The sequence below is a fragment of the Pseudomonas sp. Irchel 3H9 genome (genome assembly GCF_900187495.1).
GTDB lineage: Bacteria > Pseudomonadota > Gammaproteobacteria > Pseudomonadales > Pseudomonadaceae > Aquipseudomonas > Aquipseudomonas sivasensis.
Genome location: NZ_FYDK01000002.1, coordinates 407,219 through 425,087 on the forward strand (window position 1 = coordinate 407,219; position 17,869 = coordinate 425,087).

15 protein-coding genes are annotated in these 17,869 nt (G+C 61.4%); 12 read left to right on the forward strand and 3 right to left on the reverse strand.

Going from position 1 to position 17,869, the window contains the following annotated elements; all coding sequences use genetic code 11:
* Positions 1–56 precede the first annotated feature (56 nt).
* Positions 57–1,217 (forward strand): alpha-hydroxy acid oxidase, encoded by a 1,161-nt coding sequence (locus tag CKW32_RS07880; protein WP_095184512.1) that lies wholly within the window; start codon positions 57–59, stop codon positions 1,215–1,217.
* Positions 1,218–1,409: 192 nt separating this feature from the next.
* On the opposite strand, the gene CKW32_RS07885 is transcribed toward CKW32_RS07880, so the two are convergent.
* Complete coding sequence (locus CKW32_RS07885) at positions 1,410–2,336, reverse strand: alpha/beta hydrolase (protein WP_032889428.1); 927 nt, start codon at positions 2,334–2,336, stop codon at positions 1,410–1,412.
* A 162-nt stretch (positions 2,337–2,498) separates the two neighbouring features.
* On the opposite strand from CKW32_RS07885, the gene CKW32_RS07890 reads away from it, so the two are divergent.
* From CKW32_RS07890 to CKW32_RS07915, 6 genes are all read left to right on the forward strand, one after another.
* Positions 2,499–3,344 (forward strand): SDR family NAD(P)-dependent oxidoreductase, encoded by an 846-nt coding sequence (locus CKW32_RS07890; RefSeq protein ID WP_032889425.1) that lies wholly within the window; start codon positions 2,499–2,501, stop codon positions 3,342–3,344.
* Positions 3,345–3,379: 35 nt separating this feature from the next.
* Positions 3,380–3,967, forward strand: a complete 588-nt coding sequence (locus CKW32_RS07895) for an NUDIX domain-containing protein (RefSeq protein WP_032889423.1) — start codon at positions 3,380–3,382, stop codon at positions 3,965–3,967.
* Positions 3,968–4,055: 88 nt separating this feature from the next.
* The gene (locus CKW32_RS07900) at positions 4,056–4,646 is read left to right on the forward strand and encodes an antibiotic biosynthesis monooxygenase (protein WP_032889421.1); all 591 of its coding nucleotides are present in this window, start codon (positions 4,056–4,058) and stop codon (positions 4,644–4,646) included.
* Complete coding sequence (locus CKW32_RS07905) at positions 4,643–6,481, forward strand: amidohydrolase (protein WP_095184513.1); 1,839 nt, start codon at positions 4,643–4,645, stop codon at positions 6,479–6,481. The genes CKW32_RS07900 and CKW32_RS07905 overlap by 4 nt, the downstream gene beginning before the upstream one ends.
* A gap of 20 nt (positions 6,482–6,501) precedes the next feature.
* Positions 6,502–7,119, forward strand: a complete 618-nt coding sequence (gene ycaC, locus CKW32_RS07910) for an isochorismate family cysteine hydrolase YcaC (RefSeq protein WP_032889415.1) — start codon at positions 6,502–6,504, stop codon at positions 7,117–7,119.
* Positions 7,120–7,298: 179 nt separating this feature from the next.
* Positions 7,299–8,180 (forward strand): LysR family transcriptional regulator, encoded by an 882-nt coding sequence (locus CKW32_RS07915; RefSeq protein WP_095184514.1) that lies wholly within the window; start codon positions 7,299–7,301, stop codon positions 8,178–8,180.
* Here CKW32_RS07915 and CKW32_RS07920 read toward each other — a convergent pair.
* Positions 8,167–9,204, reverse strand: coding sequence for an AraC family transcriptional regulator (locus tag CKW32_RS07920; RefSeq protein WP_095184515.1), 1,038 nt, complete (start codon positions 9,202–9,204; stop codon positions 8,167–8,169). The genes CKW32_RS07915 and CKW32_RS07920 overlap by 14 nt on opposite strands.
* A gap of 1 nt (position 9,205) precedes the next feature.
* Complete coding sequence (locus CKW32_RS07925) at positions 9,206–10,120, reverse strand: GGDEF domain-containing protein (RefSeq protein ID WP_095184516.1); 915 nt, start codon at positions 10,118–10,120, stop codon at positions 9,206–9,208.
* Between the two features lie 382 nt (positions 10,121–10,502).
* Between CKW32_RS07925 and CKW32_RS07930 the strand changes: the two genes are divergently transcribed.
* From CKW32_RS07930 to CKW32_RS07950, 5 genes are all read left to right on the forward strand, one after another.
* Positions 10,503–13,016 (forward strand): TonB-dependent receptor, encoded by a 2,514-nt coding sequence (locus tag CKW32_RS07930; RefSeq protein WP_095184517.1) that lies wholly within the window; start codon positions 10,503–10,505, stop codon positions 13,014–13,016.
* 144 nt (positions 13,017–13,160) lie between these two features.
* The gene (locus tag CKW32_RS07935; protein ID WP_095184518.1) at positions 13,161–15,026 is read left to right on the forward strand and encodes a phytase; all 1,866 of its coding nucleotides are present in this window, start codon (positions 13,161–13,163) and stop codon (positions 15,024–15,026) included.
* A gap of 46 nt (positions 15,027–15,072) precedes the next feature.
* Entirely contained in the window at positions 15,073–15,765 is a 693-nt protein-coding gene (gene tolQ, locus CKW32_RS07940; protein ID WP_032889400.1) for a protein TolQ, read from the forward strand.
* 14 nt (positions 15,766–15,779) lie between these two features.
* Entirely contained in the window at positions 15,780–16,226 is a 447-nt protein-coding gene (gene tolR / locus CKW32_RS07945; protein ID WP_095184519.1) for a protein TolR, read from the forward strand.
* Positions 16,223–16,996, forward strand: coding sequence for an energy transducer TonB (locus CKW32_RS07950; protein WP_095184520.1), 774 nt, complete (start codon positions 16,223–16,225; stop codon positions 16,994–16,996). The genes tolR and CKW32_RS07950 overlap by 4 nt, the downstream gene beginning before the upstream one ends.
* Positions 16,997–17,869: the final 873 nt, after the last annotated feature.

A 17,869-nucleotide genomic window follows, 5' to 3' on the forward strand; every position in this document is an offset into this window, starting at 1 on the left:
TTGAGCGACCGTGGTGCGGCTACTCTCTGCGCTCAGTTCAGGGAGAGGTGACCTAGATGTCGTTGATCACAACCATCGAAGATTTACGCAAGCTGGCGCAAAAACGTGTCCCAAGGATGTTCTACGATTATGCCGATTCCGGCTCCTGGACTGAGAGCACCTACCGGGCGAATGAAAGCGATTTTGCCCGGATCAAATTCCGCCAGCGGGTGGCGCGCAACATTGATGAGCGCTCGATCCGCACCGCTATGATCGGCCAGGACATGGCCATGCCCGTGGCCCTGGCTCCCACCGGCCTGGCGGGTATGCAGCATGCCGATGGCGAGATTCTCACCGCCCGCGCGGCCGCTAGGTTTGGCCTGCGCTACACCTTGTCGACCATGAGCATCTGCTCCCTTGAAGACATCGCCGAACAGGTGGGCCAGCCGTTCTGGTTCCAACTGTATGTGATGCGTGACCGTGGCTTCGTCGAGCAACTGATCGAACGCGCCAAGGCCGCTGGCGTAGATGCGCTGGTGCTGACCCTGGACTTGCAGATCCTGGGGCAACGGCACAAGGACCTGATCAACGGCCTGTCTGCGCCGCCCAAACTGACCCTGCCGAATATCCTCAATATGGCGACCAAACCGCGTTGGGTGATGGGCATGCTCGGCACCCAGCGTCGTGGGTTCGGCAACATTGTCGGGCACGTGAAAGGCGTGGCGGACATGAGTTCGCTGTCGTCCTGGACCGCCCAGCAATTCGACCCGCGCCTGAGCTGGGACGATGTGGCGTGGATCAAGAAATGCTGGGGCGGCAAGTTGATCATCAAGGGCATCCTCGATGTCGAAGACGCACGCCTGGCGGCTGATTCCGGTGCGGATGCCTTGGTGGTGAGCAACCACGGTGGCCGTCAGTTGGACGGCGCGCCGTCGAGCATCAGCCAGTTGCCGGCGATTGTCGACGCGGTAGGCGAGCGTATCGAGGTGTGGCTCGATGGCGGTATTCGTTCCGGCCAGGACGTACTCAAGGCGATGGCGCTCGGCGCTAAAGGCACCATGATCGGTCGTGCGCATTTGTATGGTTTGGGTGCGATGGGCCAGGCGGGCGTGACCAAGGCACTTGACATCATCGCCCGTGAATTGGACGTGTCGATGGCGCTGTGTGGCTATAACGATATACGCGATGTGAACCGTGAGATTTTGCTGCCGGGGACCTTTCCCGAAAGCATTGTTTGAGCAAAAACATCGTAAAAATACGAAAAGAGTTGTCCACGAAAACCGTGGGTATCTCTGTGGATAACTTTGCAAGACCCCGGCGGGTATGGCGATTTAGCCCGCGGTCAATATTTGATCAACTTTCAGCGAGGCCCAGTATGGGCAGGGTTTGCGCTTGACAGCCAAGCGCGAACCCAGTGCCGAAAAGCTGTTTTATGACTCGCCCTTGCGCTCCGCGGAGTGCGTGACAACGTGGGCGGGCATCTTGGCCTGCATCAAGTTGTCGAGAGCCTGGCGATAACTGCGACCGGCCAGACTCATGCTGTTGTTATGACTGGCGCCGGGCACCAGCAACAGCCGCTTGGGTTCCTGGGCTGCTTCAAACAATTGCTGGCTGAAGCGTGGCGGCACGTAGCGGTCGTCGAGGCCATGCACCACCAGCAACGGCATATGGATGTCGGCAATCTTGTCGATGGAATCAAACTTTTGCGACAGCAACCAGCGCACCGGCAACGACGTGTTGGCCACCGCCGTCGCTACGTCTGCCAGGGAGGTAAAGGTGGATTCGATCACCAGGCCGCGCACCGGTCGAGGCGTTTGCTTGCCCAGTTCGGCAGCCAGGTCGATGGCGACCGCGCCACCGAGGGAATGCCCGTAGATCAGGCGCTTGCTCGGGTCGGGTTGCAGCACTTGGAAACGTTCCCAGGCGATACGCGCATCTTCGTACACGGTGGTTTCCGACGGCAGCTCGCCGCGGCTTTGGCCAAAGCCGCGATAGTCGATGGCCAGAACCGAATAGCCGAGGGCATGCAATTGCTCGATGCGGAACAATTGCCCGGTGAGGTTCCAGCGTACGCCATGCAGGTAGAGGATCGCTGGCGCGTCCTTTTTGTCCGCCGGGTACCACCAACCATGAATGTTCTGCCCCGACTTAAAACTGGCGGGCTTGAGTTCAAATTCCTGCACCGCCTTGGGCAAGCCGCTGTACCAACTGGCGGTGCCCGGTTCGATGCGAAACACCAGTTCGCGCTCCTTGTGTTGCAGCACGCTGCACCCCACCGGCAGGCCGACGATCAACAACGCCATGCACAGCAGGGGCAACCAGCGCAGGCTCAGGCGCGATAGAAAACGAGAGGGCATGAAGATTCCTGAACAAAGGTGAAGCTGGGGTTTTACCAGATGGCCTACACAGGCAGGTATAAATTCGACGGCCGCCCACGGCGATTGCTTGCAAAGTGTTACAGCATTGAACAACCCGTACACCGGTTGTTAGGGTAGGCGGCCGAACAGGAGAGCAAGCACATGGATTTCACAGGTAAAACCGCCATCGTCACCGGCGGTGCGCGTGGGTTGGGACTCAGTTATGCACGGGCACTGGCCCTGGGCGGTGCCCGGGTGGTGATCAGCGATATCGGCGCCGACAAGGTGGGCGCCGGCAACGATGCCTCGGTGGTCCAGGCGGCGGCAGAAGCCTTGCAGGCCGAAGGGCTCGCGGTGATCGGACATGGCGGTGACTTGTCCACCAACGAGGGCTGTCAGCAACTGGTTGCGTACGCCATCGAGGCATTTGGTCAACTCGATATCCTTATTCACAACGCCGGTTGGGTGGGTTACCAGAACATCCAAGACCTGGATGCCGCGTTCCTGCAGCGGGCCATGGACATCAACCTCTACGCGCCACTTTGGCTGTGCAAGCACGCGTGGCCGCACCTTCTGCGCTCAACCGCGCCACGGATTATCCTCACCACGTCCGACCGCGCCATGTACGCACAATACGAGCAGACCGGCCTGGTGGCCTACAGCGCTGGCAAGATGGCGCAACTGGGGATCATGAACGCGCTGAGCCATGAGGGTGCCGAGGCCGGCATCCGGGTCAATGCGATCTCGCCGGTGGCCAAGACGCGGATGTGGGGCGTGACCGAGGAACCTGACGAACTCAAGCCTGATTGGGTAACCCCGGGGGTATTGTTTCTCGCCTCCACGCTGTGCGAGGACACGGGCTACATCCTGCGGGCCAGCAACGGTCAATTCACCGCAACGCGCTTCACTGAGAATCCCGGGGTGGACTACCCGCGCAACCTGGCGCGGATCAACGCCGGCAGTGCTGAAGAAGTCGCGGCCGCGTGGCCTCGCATCAAACAAGCGTGAACCCCCTATTACTCCTTGGAACAAAGAGCCCGACTATGGACAACAGCCCCGTTCGCATCACCGCCGAAGAGACCCTCTCGGACAACTGGTACCTGCTGAAAAAATACAGCTTCGACCTGCGTCGTCGCGACGGCAGTTGGCAAGCTCAGACCCGCGAGGTGTACGACCGAGGCAATGGCGCGACCATCCTGCTGTACAACCGCGCGCAACGCACCGTGTTGCTGATTCGCCAGTTCCGCATGCCCACCTTCGTCAATGACTACCACGGTTATCTGATCGAAGCGGCGGCGGGCTTGCTGGACAATGCCAGCCCCGAGGAGCGCATTCGCCTAGAAGCCGAGGAAGAGACCGGTTATCGCGTGGGGCAGGTTGAGAAGGTCTACGCGGCGTTCATGAGCCCAGGCTCGGTCACTGAGCGGATTCACTTTTTTATCGGCGAATACCAGCCGGGGGATCGGGTCAGTGGTGGCGGTGGCCTGGAAGAGGAGGGCGAGGACATTGAGGTGCTGGAACTGGGCTTCGAGCAGGCCCTGGCGATGGTGCAGAGCGGCGAGATCGCCGACGGCAAGACCATCATGCTGCTGCAGCACCTGGAGTTGCGTATGTTGAAAGAAGGCTGGTGACTTAAACAGCACGTACATCCAATTTTCCCACCCCCCATCCGCGGCAAACTCCCCTCATCGCTGACATTTCAAGGCAGAGGGGCACACCATGGACCCAGCACCACAGACGGGACCCGACGAAGTCGTCACCCTGGTCGTCAAACACTTGATCAAGCAAGGCCAGGAAGCCAACTACGAAGCCTGGCTGCGCCGCATCGTGCGCATCGCCGGCGAGCGCCCAGGGCACTTGGGTGTCGACGTGGTGCGCAGCAAACAGAACAACCTGGCGCTATTCACTTGCGTATTGCGCTACCGCTCCACCGACGACCTGGAAACCTGGCTCGACTCCCCCGAGCGTAAAACCCTGATTGTCGAAGCCTCGCCGATGCTGGCCGATGGCGACAAGACCGAGATCGGTGCGGTCAACGAATTCTGGTTCGCGCCCCTGGCCGACAGCGCCGCCAAGCCGCCGCGCTGGAAACAGGCGGTCGTCAGCCTGTTTGTGATTTTGCCGCAGACCTTGCTGTTGCCGTTTATCTGGGGGCCCATCCTGCGTCTGCACCCGTTCCTGTCCAACTACGTGGTCTCCACCTTCCTGGTCACTCTGACCATCGTGCTGCTGGTGGTGTACCTGCTGATGCCGGCGGCTACCCGCCTGTTCGCACCCTGGCTTGAAGCCTCTGTAAAGGAAACCCTATGAACGCCGATCTGATTCTGTTCAATGGCCAGTTCCACACCGTGGACCGTGAAAACCCGCGCGCAACCGCCGTCGCCATCAGCCAGGGTCGCTTTGTCGCCGTCGGCACCGATGGCGAGGCCATGGCCCTGCGTGGCAGCGGCACCCAGGTCATCGACCTCAAGGGCCGCACCGTGATTCCCGGCCTCAATGACTCCCACCTGCACCTGATCCGTGGCGGGCTGAACTACAACCTCGAACTACGCTGGGAAGGCGTGCCGTCCCTGGCCGATGCACTGCGCATGCTCAAGGACCAGGCCGACCGCACGCCCACGCCGCAATGGGTGCGCGTGGTGGGCGGCTGGAACGAATTCCAGTTCGCCGAAAAACGCATGCCGACCCTGGAAGAACTCAACCAGGCCGCGCCGGACACGCCGGTGTTTGTGCTGCACCTGTATGACCGCGCCTTGCTCAACCGCGCCGCGTTGCGCGTGGCCGGCTACACCAAAGACACGCCGAACCCGCCGGGCGGCGAGATCGTGCGCGACAGCAACGGCAACCCCACCGGCATGCTGGTGGCGCGGCCCAACGCGATGATTCTGTATTCGACCCTGGCCAAGGGCCCGAAACTGCCGCTGGAATACCAAGTCAACTCCACGCGCCAGTTCATGCGTGAACTCAATCGCCTGGGCCTCACCAGCGCCATCGACGCCGGCGGTGGTTTCCAGAACTACCCCGATGACTACGCGGTGATCGAGCAACTGGCCAAGGACGAACAGCTGACGGTACGCATCGCCTACAACCTGTTCACCCAGAAGCCCAAGGAAGAACTCAGCGACTTCAAGAACTGGACCGGCAGCGTCACCCTGCACCAGGGCGATGACTACCTGCGCCATAATGGCGCCGGCGAGATGCTGGTGTTCTCGGCGGCGGACTTTGAAGACTTCCTGGAGCCGCGCCCGGATCTGCCCCTGACCATGGAGCAGGAGCTGGAACCGGTGGTGCGCCACCTGGTGGAACAACGCTGGCCGTTCCGCTTGCATGCCACCTATGACGAGTCCATCTCGCGCATGCTCGACGTGTTCGAAAAGGTCAACCGCGACATCCCGTTCAATGGGCTGCCGTGGTTCTTCGACCACGCCGAGACCATCACCCCGAAAAATATCGAGCGCGTTCGAGCCCTCGGCGGCGGCATTGCGATCCAGGACCGCATGGCGTTCCAGGGTGAGTATTTTGTCGAGCGCTACGGTGCCAAGGCTGCCGAAGCCACGCCGCCGATCAAGCGCATGCTCGCCGAAGGCGTGCCAGTAGGGGCGGGCACCGACGCCACACGGGTGTCGAGCTACAACCCTTGGACCTCGCTGTACTGGATGGTCAGCGGCCGTACCGTCGGCGGCCTGGAACTGCACGCCGAAGGTCTGCCGCGCCTCACCGCGCTGGAGTTGTTCACCCATGGCAGCGCCTGGTTCTCGTCCGAGCAGGGCAAGAAAGGCCAGATCAAGGTCGGCCAGTTGGCGGACGTCGCCGCGCTGTCAGCGGACTTCTTCAGTGTCGATGAAGAAGCCATCAAGTGGATCGAGTCAGTGCTCACCGTGGTGGGCGGCAAGGTCGTGTACGGCGCCGGCGACTTCGAAGACTACGCACCGCCGCGCGTGCCGGTGCTGCCTGACTGGTCGCCGGTGGTCAAGGTGCCGGGTCACTGGCGTCCAAGTTCACCTTTGCAAGCTCAAGTACACCAATGCAGCGGCCCGTGCGGCGTGCATTCCCACAGCCATGAGAAAGCCCGTCTTTCAAGCGTGCCGGTCAGCGACTTCCAGGGTTTCTGGGGTGCGTTTGGCTGCTCGTGTTTTGCCTTTTAAACCCCCCAAGGAGTTAACCCATGACTTACAAGCGCTTGAACAAAGATGACGCCGTCGTACTGTTGGTCGACCACCAGACGGGCCTGATCTCCCTGGTACAGGATTTCTCCCCCAATGAATTCAAGAACAACGTACTGGCCCTGGCCGACGTGGCGAAGTTCTTCAACCTGCCGACCATCCTGACCACCAGTTTTGAAGGCGGTCCTAACGGCCCACTGGTGCCAGAACTCAAGGCACTGTTCCCGGACGCGCCGTACATCGCCCGTCCTGGCCAGATCAACGCCTGGGACAACGAAGATTTCGTCAAGGCGGTCAAGGCCACCGGCCGCAAGCAGATCATCATTGCCGGTGTAGTGACGGACGTGTGCGTAGCGTTCCCGACCCTGTGTGCCCTCGCTGAAGGCTTCGAAGTGTTCGTCGTCACCGATGCTTCCGGGACTTTCAATGAAACCGTGCAACAAGCCGCCTGGGCGCGCATGACCGCCGCCGGCGCCCAGCTGGTGAACTGGTTCTCCGTGGCCTGCGAGCTGCAAGTGGACTGGCGCAACGACATGGAAGGCCTGGCCAACCTGCTGTCGCCGCGCATCCCCAACTACCGCAACCTGATGAACAGCTACTCGGCGTTTACTGCCAAGTAACCGGTTTTCAAGCCTGTAGGTGATCAATGTGGGAGGGGGCTTGCCCCCGATAGCGGTGCCTCAGTCAAAGCTATTGAGACTGACACACCGCAATCGGGAGCAAGCCCCCTCCCACATTTGATTTGTGGTGTTGCGACCATCCAGTTATAAATCAGCCCATCGTCCACCGAGAAGCGACAATGAACCCCTTCGAAGACATGCGCCTGTTTTGCCAGGTCATGGAATCCGGCAGCTTCACCGCTGCCGCCGAACAATTGGGCCTGTCCAAGCAATTCGTCAGCCGCCGCCTGATCCAGCTGGAAGATCGCCTCGGCGTGCGCCTGCTCAACCGCTCGACGCGCCGGCTGGATGTCACGCCCCTGGGCCAGAGCTACTACGAATCTGCCTTGCGCCTGCTCGGTGAAGTCGAGCAAGTGGAGCAGGGCATCGCCGGCCAGAACAGCGAACCGCGCGGCACCATTCGCCTCAGTGCGCCGTTGTCGTTTGCCATGGCGCACCTGGGTTGCCTATTACCGTTGTTTTTGCAGCGCCATCCCCAAGTGTCGGTGGAGGTCGACCTCAGCGATCGCCCCGTGGACCTGATCGGCGAAGGCTACGACCTGGTGTTGCGCATCGGCACCCTGGAAGACTCCACCCTGATCGCCCGCCGTATCGCCAGCATCCAGCGGGTGTATTGCGCCAGCCCCGACTACCTGGCTCTGCGCGGCACACCCTTGCAACCCGATGATCTGGCTCAACACGACTGCCTGCCTTACGGCCATGGCCGTCAAGTGCAATGGCGCTTCAAGGGCAAGGTGCAGGCGCTGAATGTCAGCGGTCGCATGCGCGTGAATAACGGTGAGCTGTTGCGTGACACCGCCATCGCCGGGCTGGGCGTCACTTACCTGCCGACCTTTATCGTTGGCGACGCGTTGAAGGACGGTCGCCTGATCACCATTCTCGACGACTTCGCCCCCGAAGCCCTGACCTTGTCGGCGGTCTATCCCCAACATCGGCAAAGCTCGCGGCCGGTGCAGGCGTTGGTGGAGTTCCTGCGCGAGCGCCTGGCTAGCGGCTGTTGAACAACTGGCGGATCAGGTTCGGGGTGCTGCCAGTCCAGCGCTTGAATGAGCGTCGAAAGTTCGCCGCATCATTGAAGTTCAGGTACGCCGCCACTTCATCATTGCTGTAGCCCTTGACCTGGTACAGGTGCAGCGCCACCTGTTTGCGTACCCGGTCCACTTGCTGCTGAAAGCCGGTGTGGTGTTTGTGCAGTTTGCGCTTGAGGGTCGCCGGGCTCATGGCGAAGGCCTGGGCCGCCTGTTCCAGGCTCGGCGGTTGGCGCACCTGCTCGCGCAAATAGTCGTAGAGGCAATCGAGAAAACTGCCGGCAAAGCCCAAATGTTCGATCTGTTCGCGAGCTTGCTGGCGCGCGACCTGGCCGGCGGTAGCCGAAGCCCCGGGCCAGGCGCGGGTGAGGTGTTCGCGGGGGATGCACATCATGTCCAGCGGACGCTCGAAGCGCGTCTCTTCGCCCAGATGTACCCAATACTGCTCGACATAACGCGGCTCGGCATGGCTGAAACTGCACACCCACGGCAGACGCTCGCCGCTGAGCCATTGGCTCATGGCAACCAGCGACGTCATGCTCGCTTCCAGCAGAAACCGCCACTGCTCGCCAGCGCCGCAACTGTCCAGCCAATACAGGTAGGCGTGGTGCTCATCCAGCTCCACTTGCAGGGTGACCAACGGGCTGAGCAGCACCTGTTGCTGAATAAGGATCTCCAGCGCTTGATGCAGATTCTGTGCATGGCCCAAGGCATGGCTGGCTGCGCCGTAATAGCCGGGCAGCAAGCGCTGGCCCAACAGAAAACTGCTGTCGTCGGCATCCAGCAGCTTTCGACTGTTACCGATCAGTGCCAGGAACTGCTGCGGGCTCAAGCGCGCCGTTCCGGCCAGGATGTCCTCGTGGAACAGCCCGGTGCCGCGCAGCAAACGATGGCTGTCGATGTCACGGGACAGGGCCAGGTCAATCAGCGTGGCCGGTTGGTTGTGCCCTGGTATGAAGCGGCTGTCGGCCTCATACCAGTTGGTTTTCACCGCCATCTCAGGCGCTTTTCGCGAGAGGTTGCTTGGCCCTGGCCAACGCCAGGTTCAGGCGCTTGAGCAAGTCCTGGGGCGGCTCGTCCAGGGCCATCACCACTGCTGTGGTCGCCGCCAGTTGCAGGCGTTCGCCCTGTTGCCGGGTTTTGTGGGCCAGGCCATGTACCGCTTGCTGCAACTCCAGCGCGAGCTCTTTGGCCTGGCGCTCGCCGGTGTTGGGCAGCAGCACCACAAAGCGGTCACCGGCCAGTCGACAAAGCAAGTCCTGGCGGCGCAGATTGAGCAACAACAAATGGCTGAGGGCCTGGAGCACGGCGTCACCTTCGGCATGCCCGTAGGCCTGGTTAATGGCGGCGAAGTTGTCCAGGTCCAGGGCCAGCAGTGACAGCGGCTCTTGCTGTTCGCGGCTGTCGTGCAGGCTGTCGGCCAATTGGCGCTTGAGGTAGTCGGCACCGGCCAGGGGCGTGAGTTTGTCGAACAGCCGGTGCTCGCGAAACAGCCGTTCGCGCTTTTCCATCTGCGCGCTGATCGCCAGTTGTTCGCGGTGCCAGTGGTAGATGCCGATGGTCAGCAGAATCATGCCCACCGGCATCGGGCCGGATTCCAGCCAGTGGTCCCAGGTGATGCTGTCGGGCAGGCGGATAAACTCATCGAGGCTGTCGATCCACCACGAAAAGAAGATGCACGACAGCCCCAGCGCCAGGTAATTGGTGACGCGCCCGGCGGGGCGGCTTTTAAGCACCAGGCCCAGCCACACCAGGGCGAGCAGGGCGGAACCGCCTTCGCCGAAAATATCCAGCCAGACCCACTCGCTGACGCTTTTCAACTCGCCGCAGGCCAGGTGCAGGATCAGCCCGGCGTTGGCGGCAATGAGCAAGAGCGCGAGTTTCCAGCGATGAGGTTTGAGCACGGAAAACATGGCCGCGGGTCCTTGGGCGAATGAGCGATGGGCGCCAGCACAGCAGATGGATGTGACGGTTGGATGACGGAGTGGGAGGGTCGAATCAGCTCACCTCAAACACACTGGAGATCAGAAAATGTGGGAGGGGGCTTGCTCCCGATGGCGGTGTATCAGTCAACAGATAGGCCTGCTGACCCACCGCTATCGGGGGCACGCCCCCTCCCACAGGGGATCTCCACAGGTCATATCAGCTCATTCCACGTCCGGGTTCGGGCAAAACCCCCAGTTTACGGGCCTCGCCGCCAACTCCTGTCACAGAACCGTCATCCCCCACCCCTAGCTTGCCCTCCCAGTTGCCGGGCCATTTGCCTGGCGCCAACGGATTCTTGGGGAGGATTTCATGTACAAGCGCACCGGGCTCGTCAGCTTCACGCTCACCGCCTTGGCCCTGGCGATTGCCAGCGAACGGTTGAGCGCCGCCGAGGCCACCACCACCGAGCATGTCGAAGTGGTCGGCCAGGCCGCTGCCATCGATCAAGCGCTTAAAGAGCAGCGCAGCTCTGACAGCATCAAAAGCGTGGTGCATGCCGACGGCGTGGCCCAGTTGCCGGATGAAAACGTCGCAGAAGCGGTGCAGCGTTTGCCCGGCATCAGCGTCGAGCGCGATCAGGGCGAAGGGCGATTTGTCAGCGTGCGTGGCCTCGGCCCGGACCTCAACAGCGTAACCATCAACGGCACCCTGGTGCCCGCCCCGGAAAGCGCGCGCCGCGCCGTGGCCCTCGATGTGCTGCCGTCTGAACTGGTGCAGTCGCTGTCGGTGATCAAGACCCTCACCCCGGACATGGACGCTAACTCCCTCGGTGGCACCGTCGACGTGCAGAGCCTGTCGGCCTTCGACCACAAAGGCCTGTTCTACACCGGCAGCACCGAAGCCAGTTACGACAAGAATACGAGTCAGACCAGCCCCAAATTCTCCGGCGCGGCGAGCAACCGCTTCAGCCTCGGCGATGGCATCGACAACTTTGGCGTAGCCGCAGCCCTAAGCTGGCAGAAGCGTGATTTTGGCTCGGACAACGTCGAAACCGGCGGTGCCTGGGACTTCACCGACGGCGCCAAACTCAACGAATTCGAACAGCGTGATTACGACATCAGCCGCGAACGCGCCGGCGGTGGACTGAACTTCGACTATAAGCCCGATGACCTCAGCAGCTACTACCTGCGCACCCTCTACAGCCGCTACAAAGACACCGAAACCCGCAACTCCACCAGCATTGAATTTACCGACCCCCAAGCCGCTGGTGAACTGGGCGACGCTGAAGCCAAGCGCAAGCTGAAGAACCGTGAGGAAACTCAGGAAATCCAGTCCTACGTGTTCGGCGGTGAGCGCATGCTTGGCCTGTGGACCCTCAGCGGTCAGGCCGGTTACAGCCAATCGAGCGAAGACAGCCCGGCGCACATCGCCGGAGCCACCTTCGACGGCGGCGACTTTGCCAACAGCGGTTTCTACGACAAGGACCAGCCACGGCCAATCATCGGTGCCGGTTTCTACGACCCAAGCAACTTCACGCTCGACAAAGTTGATTGGGAAAAACAGAACACCAAGGACACCGAGAAAAACCTGCGCCTGGACCTGGCCCGCGACTACGACCTGAGCGGCTATGCGTCCCAGGTCAAATTCGGTGGCAAGGTGAGTCGCCGTAATAAGGACAATGACCTGGAGGCCTGGGTCTATAAGGACTTCGACACCCTTGGCTACACCGCCGACCAGCTCAACCTGACCCAGTTCCAGAAGGGCAGTGTCGACTATCGCCTGGGCAACTACGGGCCAGGCATCAGCGCCAGCGGCATCAAGCAACTGATCGGCAGCCTCAATGCAGCGGACTTTTATGACGAGACCGAGTCCCGGGTCAACGACTTCACCATTCGCGAAGACATCAACGCCGGCTACCTGATGAACACCATCGACATCGACGACTGGCGCTTTATCGCCGGCCTGCGCTACGAAGGCACCGAGTTCGAAGCCAAGGGTACCGGCGCCACCGATGGCGTGTTCACTGCCACCGAGACCAAGCGCCAGTATCACCACTGGCTGCCGGGCCTGCATGCGCGCTACCAGATCGACAAAAACACCCAGGTGCGCGCGGCCTGGACCAAGTCCGTGGTGCGCCCGACCTTCGGCCAACTGGCGCCGGGTTTTGTGATCGACGATGACGAAGCCACCTTTGGCAACCCGGACCTCAAGCCCTTAGAATCGAGCAACCTCGACCTTGGCATCGAGCACTTCATGGGCCGCGCCGGCACCGTCTCAGCGTTCGTGTTTTACAAAGACATCAAGAACTTCGTCTACAACACCGACGTGGCCGGCACCGGCGCCTGGACCAACTTCTCCGAGGCCCACACCTACGCCAACGGCGACAGCGCCAAGCTCTATGGCCTGGAACTGGCCTACTCGCAGAAATTCGACTGGCTGCCCGCGCCCTGGAACGGTCTGCTGATCGGCGCCAACAGCACCTTCAGCCGCTCCAGCGCGGATATCGAAGGCTTCGACGCCGCCAGCGGCACGAACCGCAAACGCAACATCAGCCTGCCGAACCAATCAGACACCGTCGGCAACCTGATGCTCGGTTGGGAAGACGACAAGCTCAGCCTGCGCCTGTCGGCCAACTACAAATCGGCCTACCTGTATGAACTGGCCTCGATCAACGACAAGGCCCACGACCTGCATGTGGACGCGCAGACCTTCGTCGATTTCAGCGCGCGCTACTCGCTGACCAAGAACCTGCAAGTCAGCTTCGAGGCCCAGAACCTCACCGATGAGTCGTACTTCGTCTACACCGGCCACCGCAGCTACAACGGCCAATACGAAGAGTACGGCCCGACCTACAAGCTCGGCCTGACCTTCACCCATTTCTAACTCACACCTCGATTCCAATGTGGGAGGGCGCTTGCTCCCGATAGCGGTGGTTCAGTGAATACATCTGCTGACTGACACACCCTCATCGGGAGCAAGACCCCTCCCACATGGGAACTCCATTGTTTTCGAAGGATTTGTTCGTACATGAGAATCTCCACGTTGTACTTGCTGATATCGGTGTTGACCTGCACTCATGCACTGGCTGCCGACCTGACCCTGACGCCTTGGGCGACATCCCTGAACGCCGAAGCAGTGGCTTTCCTCCCCAGCACCCCCGAGCGCCTGGCCGCCAGCACCCGCGACGGCCTGCAACTGCTCGACGCCAAAGGCACTGAACTGACCCGGTTCAAAGGCAACTTCAGCAGCCTCGACACCCGCACCGCAGGCGCCCAGGTACTGGTCGCCAGCCTCGACAATGATCGTCAACAAGCGCTGTTGATCACCCTCGACGCCGCCAGCAAAACCTGGGGCAAACCGCTGTACCTGCCGGCCCGCGATTACCCGGTGAACGGCCTGTGCCTGTACCGCGATTCAGCGGCCAACCTGTTTGTGTTTTTGGTGGGTGAGGAGGGCAAGGGCGAGCAATGGTTGGTGGGCAATGGCGCGACGCTGCTGACTGAACCCCAGCGTGTGCGCGGTTTGCCGCTGCCACCATCGGCGCAGTTCTGCCAGGTGGACGACGGGACGAATCAACTGATAGTCAATGAAGAAAATGTCGGCTGGTGGGCCTACCCGGCGCACCCGGAAGCGGACGTGAAACGCACCCCGGTGGCGGTGTTCGATAATCCCAAACGTGAAGCCGGTGCCGTCGCCCTGGTGCCGGGTGGCGTGGTCGCGCTCGATCCAAAGACTGCGCAACTTCACCTGTTCCAAAGGACGGGCGAGCGCTGGGTGGAACAGCCGAGCCTGAGCTTGCCTGGCCTGAAAGAACCCGAGCAATTGAGCGTCGACGGCCAACAGCTGCTGGTACGCGACGACGACAGCGGCACGCTCTACCAGGGCAAGCTCAACTGGCAGGCCAAGCCTGTAGCGGCAGATCCTGTACTGCCGGAAGTCGCCGCCGTGCGCCAAACCGACCCAGTGGGTCGCCAGGGCGATGCAGCGGATGATCCGGCGATCTGGATTCACCCCGACACCCCGGCCAAAAGCCGCGTGCTTGGCACCAACAAAAAACAAGGCCTGTTGGCCTATGACCTTGACGGCAAGCTGTTGCAGGAACTGGCGGTCGGACGCCTGAACAACGTCGACGTCCGCCCCAACTTCAAGCTGGGCGCCCAGACCGTGGATCTGGCCGTCGCCAGCAATCGTGATCACAACAGCCTCAGCGTGTTCAGCATCGACCGTCAGAGCGGCGAGTTGCGCGAAGCCGGTGAAGTGCCTACGCCGCTCAAGGAAATCTATGGCATCTGCCTGTATCAGCCCGCCAGCGGCGAGATCTATGCCATCGCCAACGGCAAGGACGGCACTTTCCTGCAATACCGCCTGAGCGCCCCGGATGGCCGTGTGCAAGGTGAGCTGGTGCGCCAGTTCAAGGTCGACAGCCAGCCTGAAGGCTGCGTGGCCGACGACCAGCGCCAGCGCTTGTTTATCGGCGAAGAAGACGTGGGGGTGTGGGCGGTGGACGCTCGTGCCGATCAACCGGCCACCCTCACTAGCGTGATCAAGGTCGGCCCGCAGTTGCACGCGGACGTCGAGGGCCTGGCGCTGTATCAGAGCGACAAGCGCGACTATCTGGTGATCTCCAGCCAAGGCAACGACAGCTACCTGGTGGTGGATGCCGAGCCGCCGTTTGCGATTCACGGTGGGTTTCGCGTCGGCCTTAATGCCGCCGCCGGTATCGACGGCGCCTCGGAAACCGATGGCTTGGAGGTCACCGCCATCAACCTGGGCGGGCCTTGGAGCCAAGGCATGCTGGTGGTGCAGGACGGCCGCAAGCGCATGCCCGAGCAAACCCAGAATTTTAAATTCGTACCGTGGGCTGACGTGACCCGTGCGCTGAAATTGCCGTGAACCGTCATCACCCCGTCATCACTTTTTAATCGAATAGGACATCACCATGCACGCGACGATGGAACATATGACGATCTGGGGCCTTATCAGTGACGCCAGCCTGTTGGTCAAGGCGGTCATGATCACCTTGCTGCTGGCGTCGTTGCTCAGCTGGTACCTGATCATCCAGCGCGGCAGCGTACTGCGCCGCCTGGAGCGCCAGTTGAATGGCTTTGTGCAGCGCTTTCGCGCAGCGTCGGACTTGCAACCGCTGTACCGCGAAACCGTGCAGGCGGGCGAGGGCGGGATTGCGCCGATCTTTATTGCCGGCGTCCAGGAATACCAGCACCTGCACAGCCATGACCCTGCGGTGCTCGAAGGTGTTGAGCGGGCCTTGCAGGTGGCGATCACCGAGCAGGAAATCGAACTGGAAAAGGGCCTGCAATTTCTCGCGACCGTGGGTTCGGTCAGCCCGTACATCGGTTTGTTTGGCACGGTGTGGGGGATCATGAATTCCTTTATCGGTTTGTCCCAAGTGCAACAGGCCACGTTGTCGACAGTGGCGCCGGGCATTGCCGAAGCGCTGATCGCCACAGCCATCGGCCTGTTTGCAGCCATCCCGGCGGTGATCGCCTATAACCGCTTCGCGGCGCGTGGCCAGACGCTGCTCACCCGTTACTACGCGTTTGGCAATGAGCTGCAAGTGCGCCTGCACCGCACCCTGCGCGGTGCGCCGATCAACCTGGCCGTGGCCGCCTGAAAGGAGCAACTCCCATGTTAGTCAGGCCGCAACGCAAGCACGGGCCCAAGGCCGAAATGAACGTGGTGCCGTATATCGACGTGATGCTGGTGCTGCTGGTGATCTTCATGGTCACCGCGCCAATGCTGACCCAGGGCGTGAAGATCGAGCTGCCCAAGGTCGCCGCCGAGGCGCTGGCCACCGATACCCGCCAGCAGATCCTGACGCTGTCGGTAAAGGCCGATGGCGGCTACTACTGGAACCTCGGCGGCGAGCTCGACACCCAGCACCAGACCGACAGCGCCGTGAGCCTGGACGAAATGGGCGCCAAGGTCATGCAGGTGGTAGCGGAACGCAGCGACACCCAGGTGTACATCCGCGCCGACGACAACGCCGGCTACGGACGTGTGGTTGCAGCCATGGCGGTGTTGCAAAAAGGCGGTGTCAGCAACCTGGGGCTGGTGACCGAGGCCCCGCAATGACGGCGATGATCATGCACAGTCCGACGCTTGTGATGGAACCCAGGGATACCTCCGGCGTGTGGCGAAACAGCTTCGCCGCCAGCCTGGCGGTGGCGCTGCACGTGGGCGTGTTGGCGGCGTTGATGGTGGGCTGGTCGACGGAAAAACCGATCGTGGAGGCACCTCGGGTGATGCACACGCAGTTGGTCATGCTGCCGCCTGCGCCGGTGGCAGTACCAGAGCCGGTGGTTGCTGCACCGTCACCTGCGCCGCCGGAGCCGGTGGTGATTCCGGTACCAGTGAAACCTGCGGTCGACCCCCGAATCCAGGCGCAAAAACTGGAGAAAGCCGCCCTGGCGCGTAAACGCGTCGAAGAAAAGAAAATCGAGCAACAACAGGAACGCCTGGCCACCGAACAACGCACCCGCGAGCTGGAACTACAGCGCCAGGCCCAGGAGCGATTGGCTGCGGAAAAAGCCCGCGTCGCCACACCTGTGCCTGCAGCTGCACCTGCCTTTGACAGCCGCCAATACCAGCCTCTGAGCAAGGAAGCGCCGGATTACCCAGAGCGTGCTCTGGACAAGAACATCGAAGGCGATTGCACCCTGGAGTACAGCGTCAACACCCAAGGCCGCGTGGAAAATCCCAAGGTGTTGGACGGCTGCCACCCGTTGTTCATGCGTCCTTCACTGGCGGCGGCGAACACCTTCCGCTATCAGCCAAGGATCGTTGATGGCAAGGCTGTTGTGGTGCCGGCTGTGAGGAATACCTTTCACTACCGCATCAAATGATCCGTTCGGTTGGCAATGCTGCTGTTGTGGTGAGCTTGGTTTACCGCAGGTGGTGTTTAGTTGACCAGGATGTTGGATGGGATCGAGTGCATATCCGTTGCTGCGGTAACGGCCGCCTATGGTTCCGCTCTTACAGCGGGTCACTTTTGTAAAGGCCGGAATGCCGGCCCAGCCAAAAGTAACCAAAAGGCCTTCGCCCCACCACTCGGTGCCTCGCCTAGGCTCGGCATGCCCGTAATCCGACATTGATTTGGGGGGTAAACCGGCATCCCTGCCGGTTTACCCCCCAAATCAATGTCGAATTCCGGCCATCGTGGTTGACGGGGGCGATTTCAGATCAAAAGCAAGGCCGCGGCGGCCTTAGAGCCGACCGGGTTCTCAGCTCCAACTCCGTCCAAATGTGGGAGGGGGCTTGCTCCCGATGAGGGTGTGTCAGTTGATGCAGCTGTGACTGACCCACTGCTATCGGGAGCAAGCCCCCTCCCACAGTTTGACCTCCATAGATCAGACAGATAGGTCCTAGCCTGCTGTCCTGCTTTTGCTCTGCTTTTGCTCTGCTTTTGATGTGCTTTTGATGTGCTTTTGATCTGGCTCTTACATCCTTTTCGCTGACGAAGTCAGCGGTCTTTTGATCTGCGCTTTTGATTTTGATCCTAGGCGCCCCGTCAAACACGCTGGCCGAACGCAGGCTTGAATCCGTGGGTAACCCGGCAGGACGCCGGGTTAGCCGCGCTGGGCCATGGATGGCCCATCGCGGCGGCCCACGGATTCAAGCCGGAGTGAGGGCACACCGAGCCTAGGCGAGGTGCCGAGTGTTGGGGCAAGAGCCCTTTGGTTACTTTGGGGCTCTTTTCCAAAGTGACCCGCCGTAAG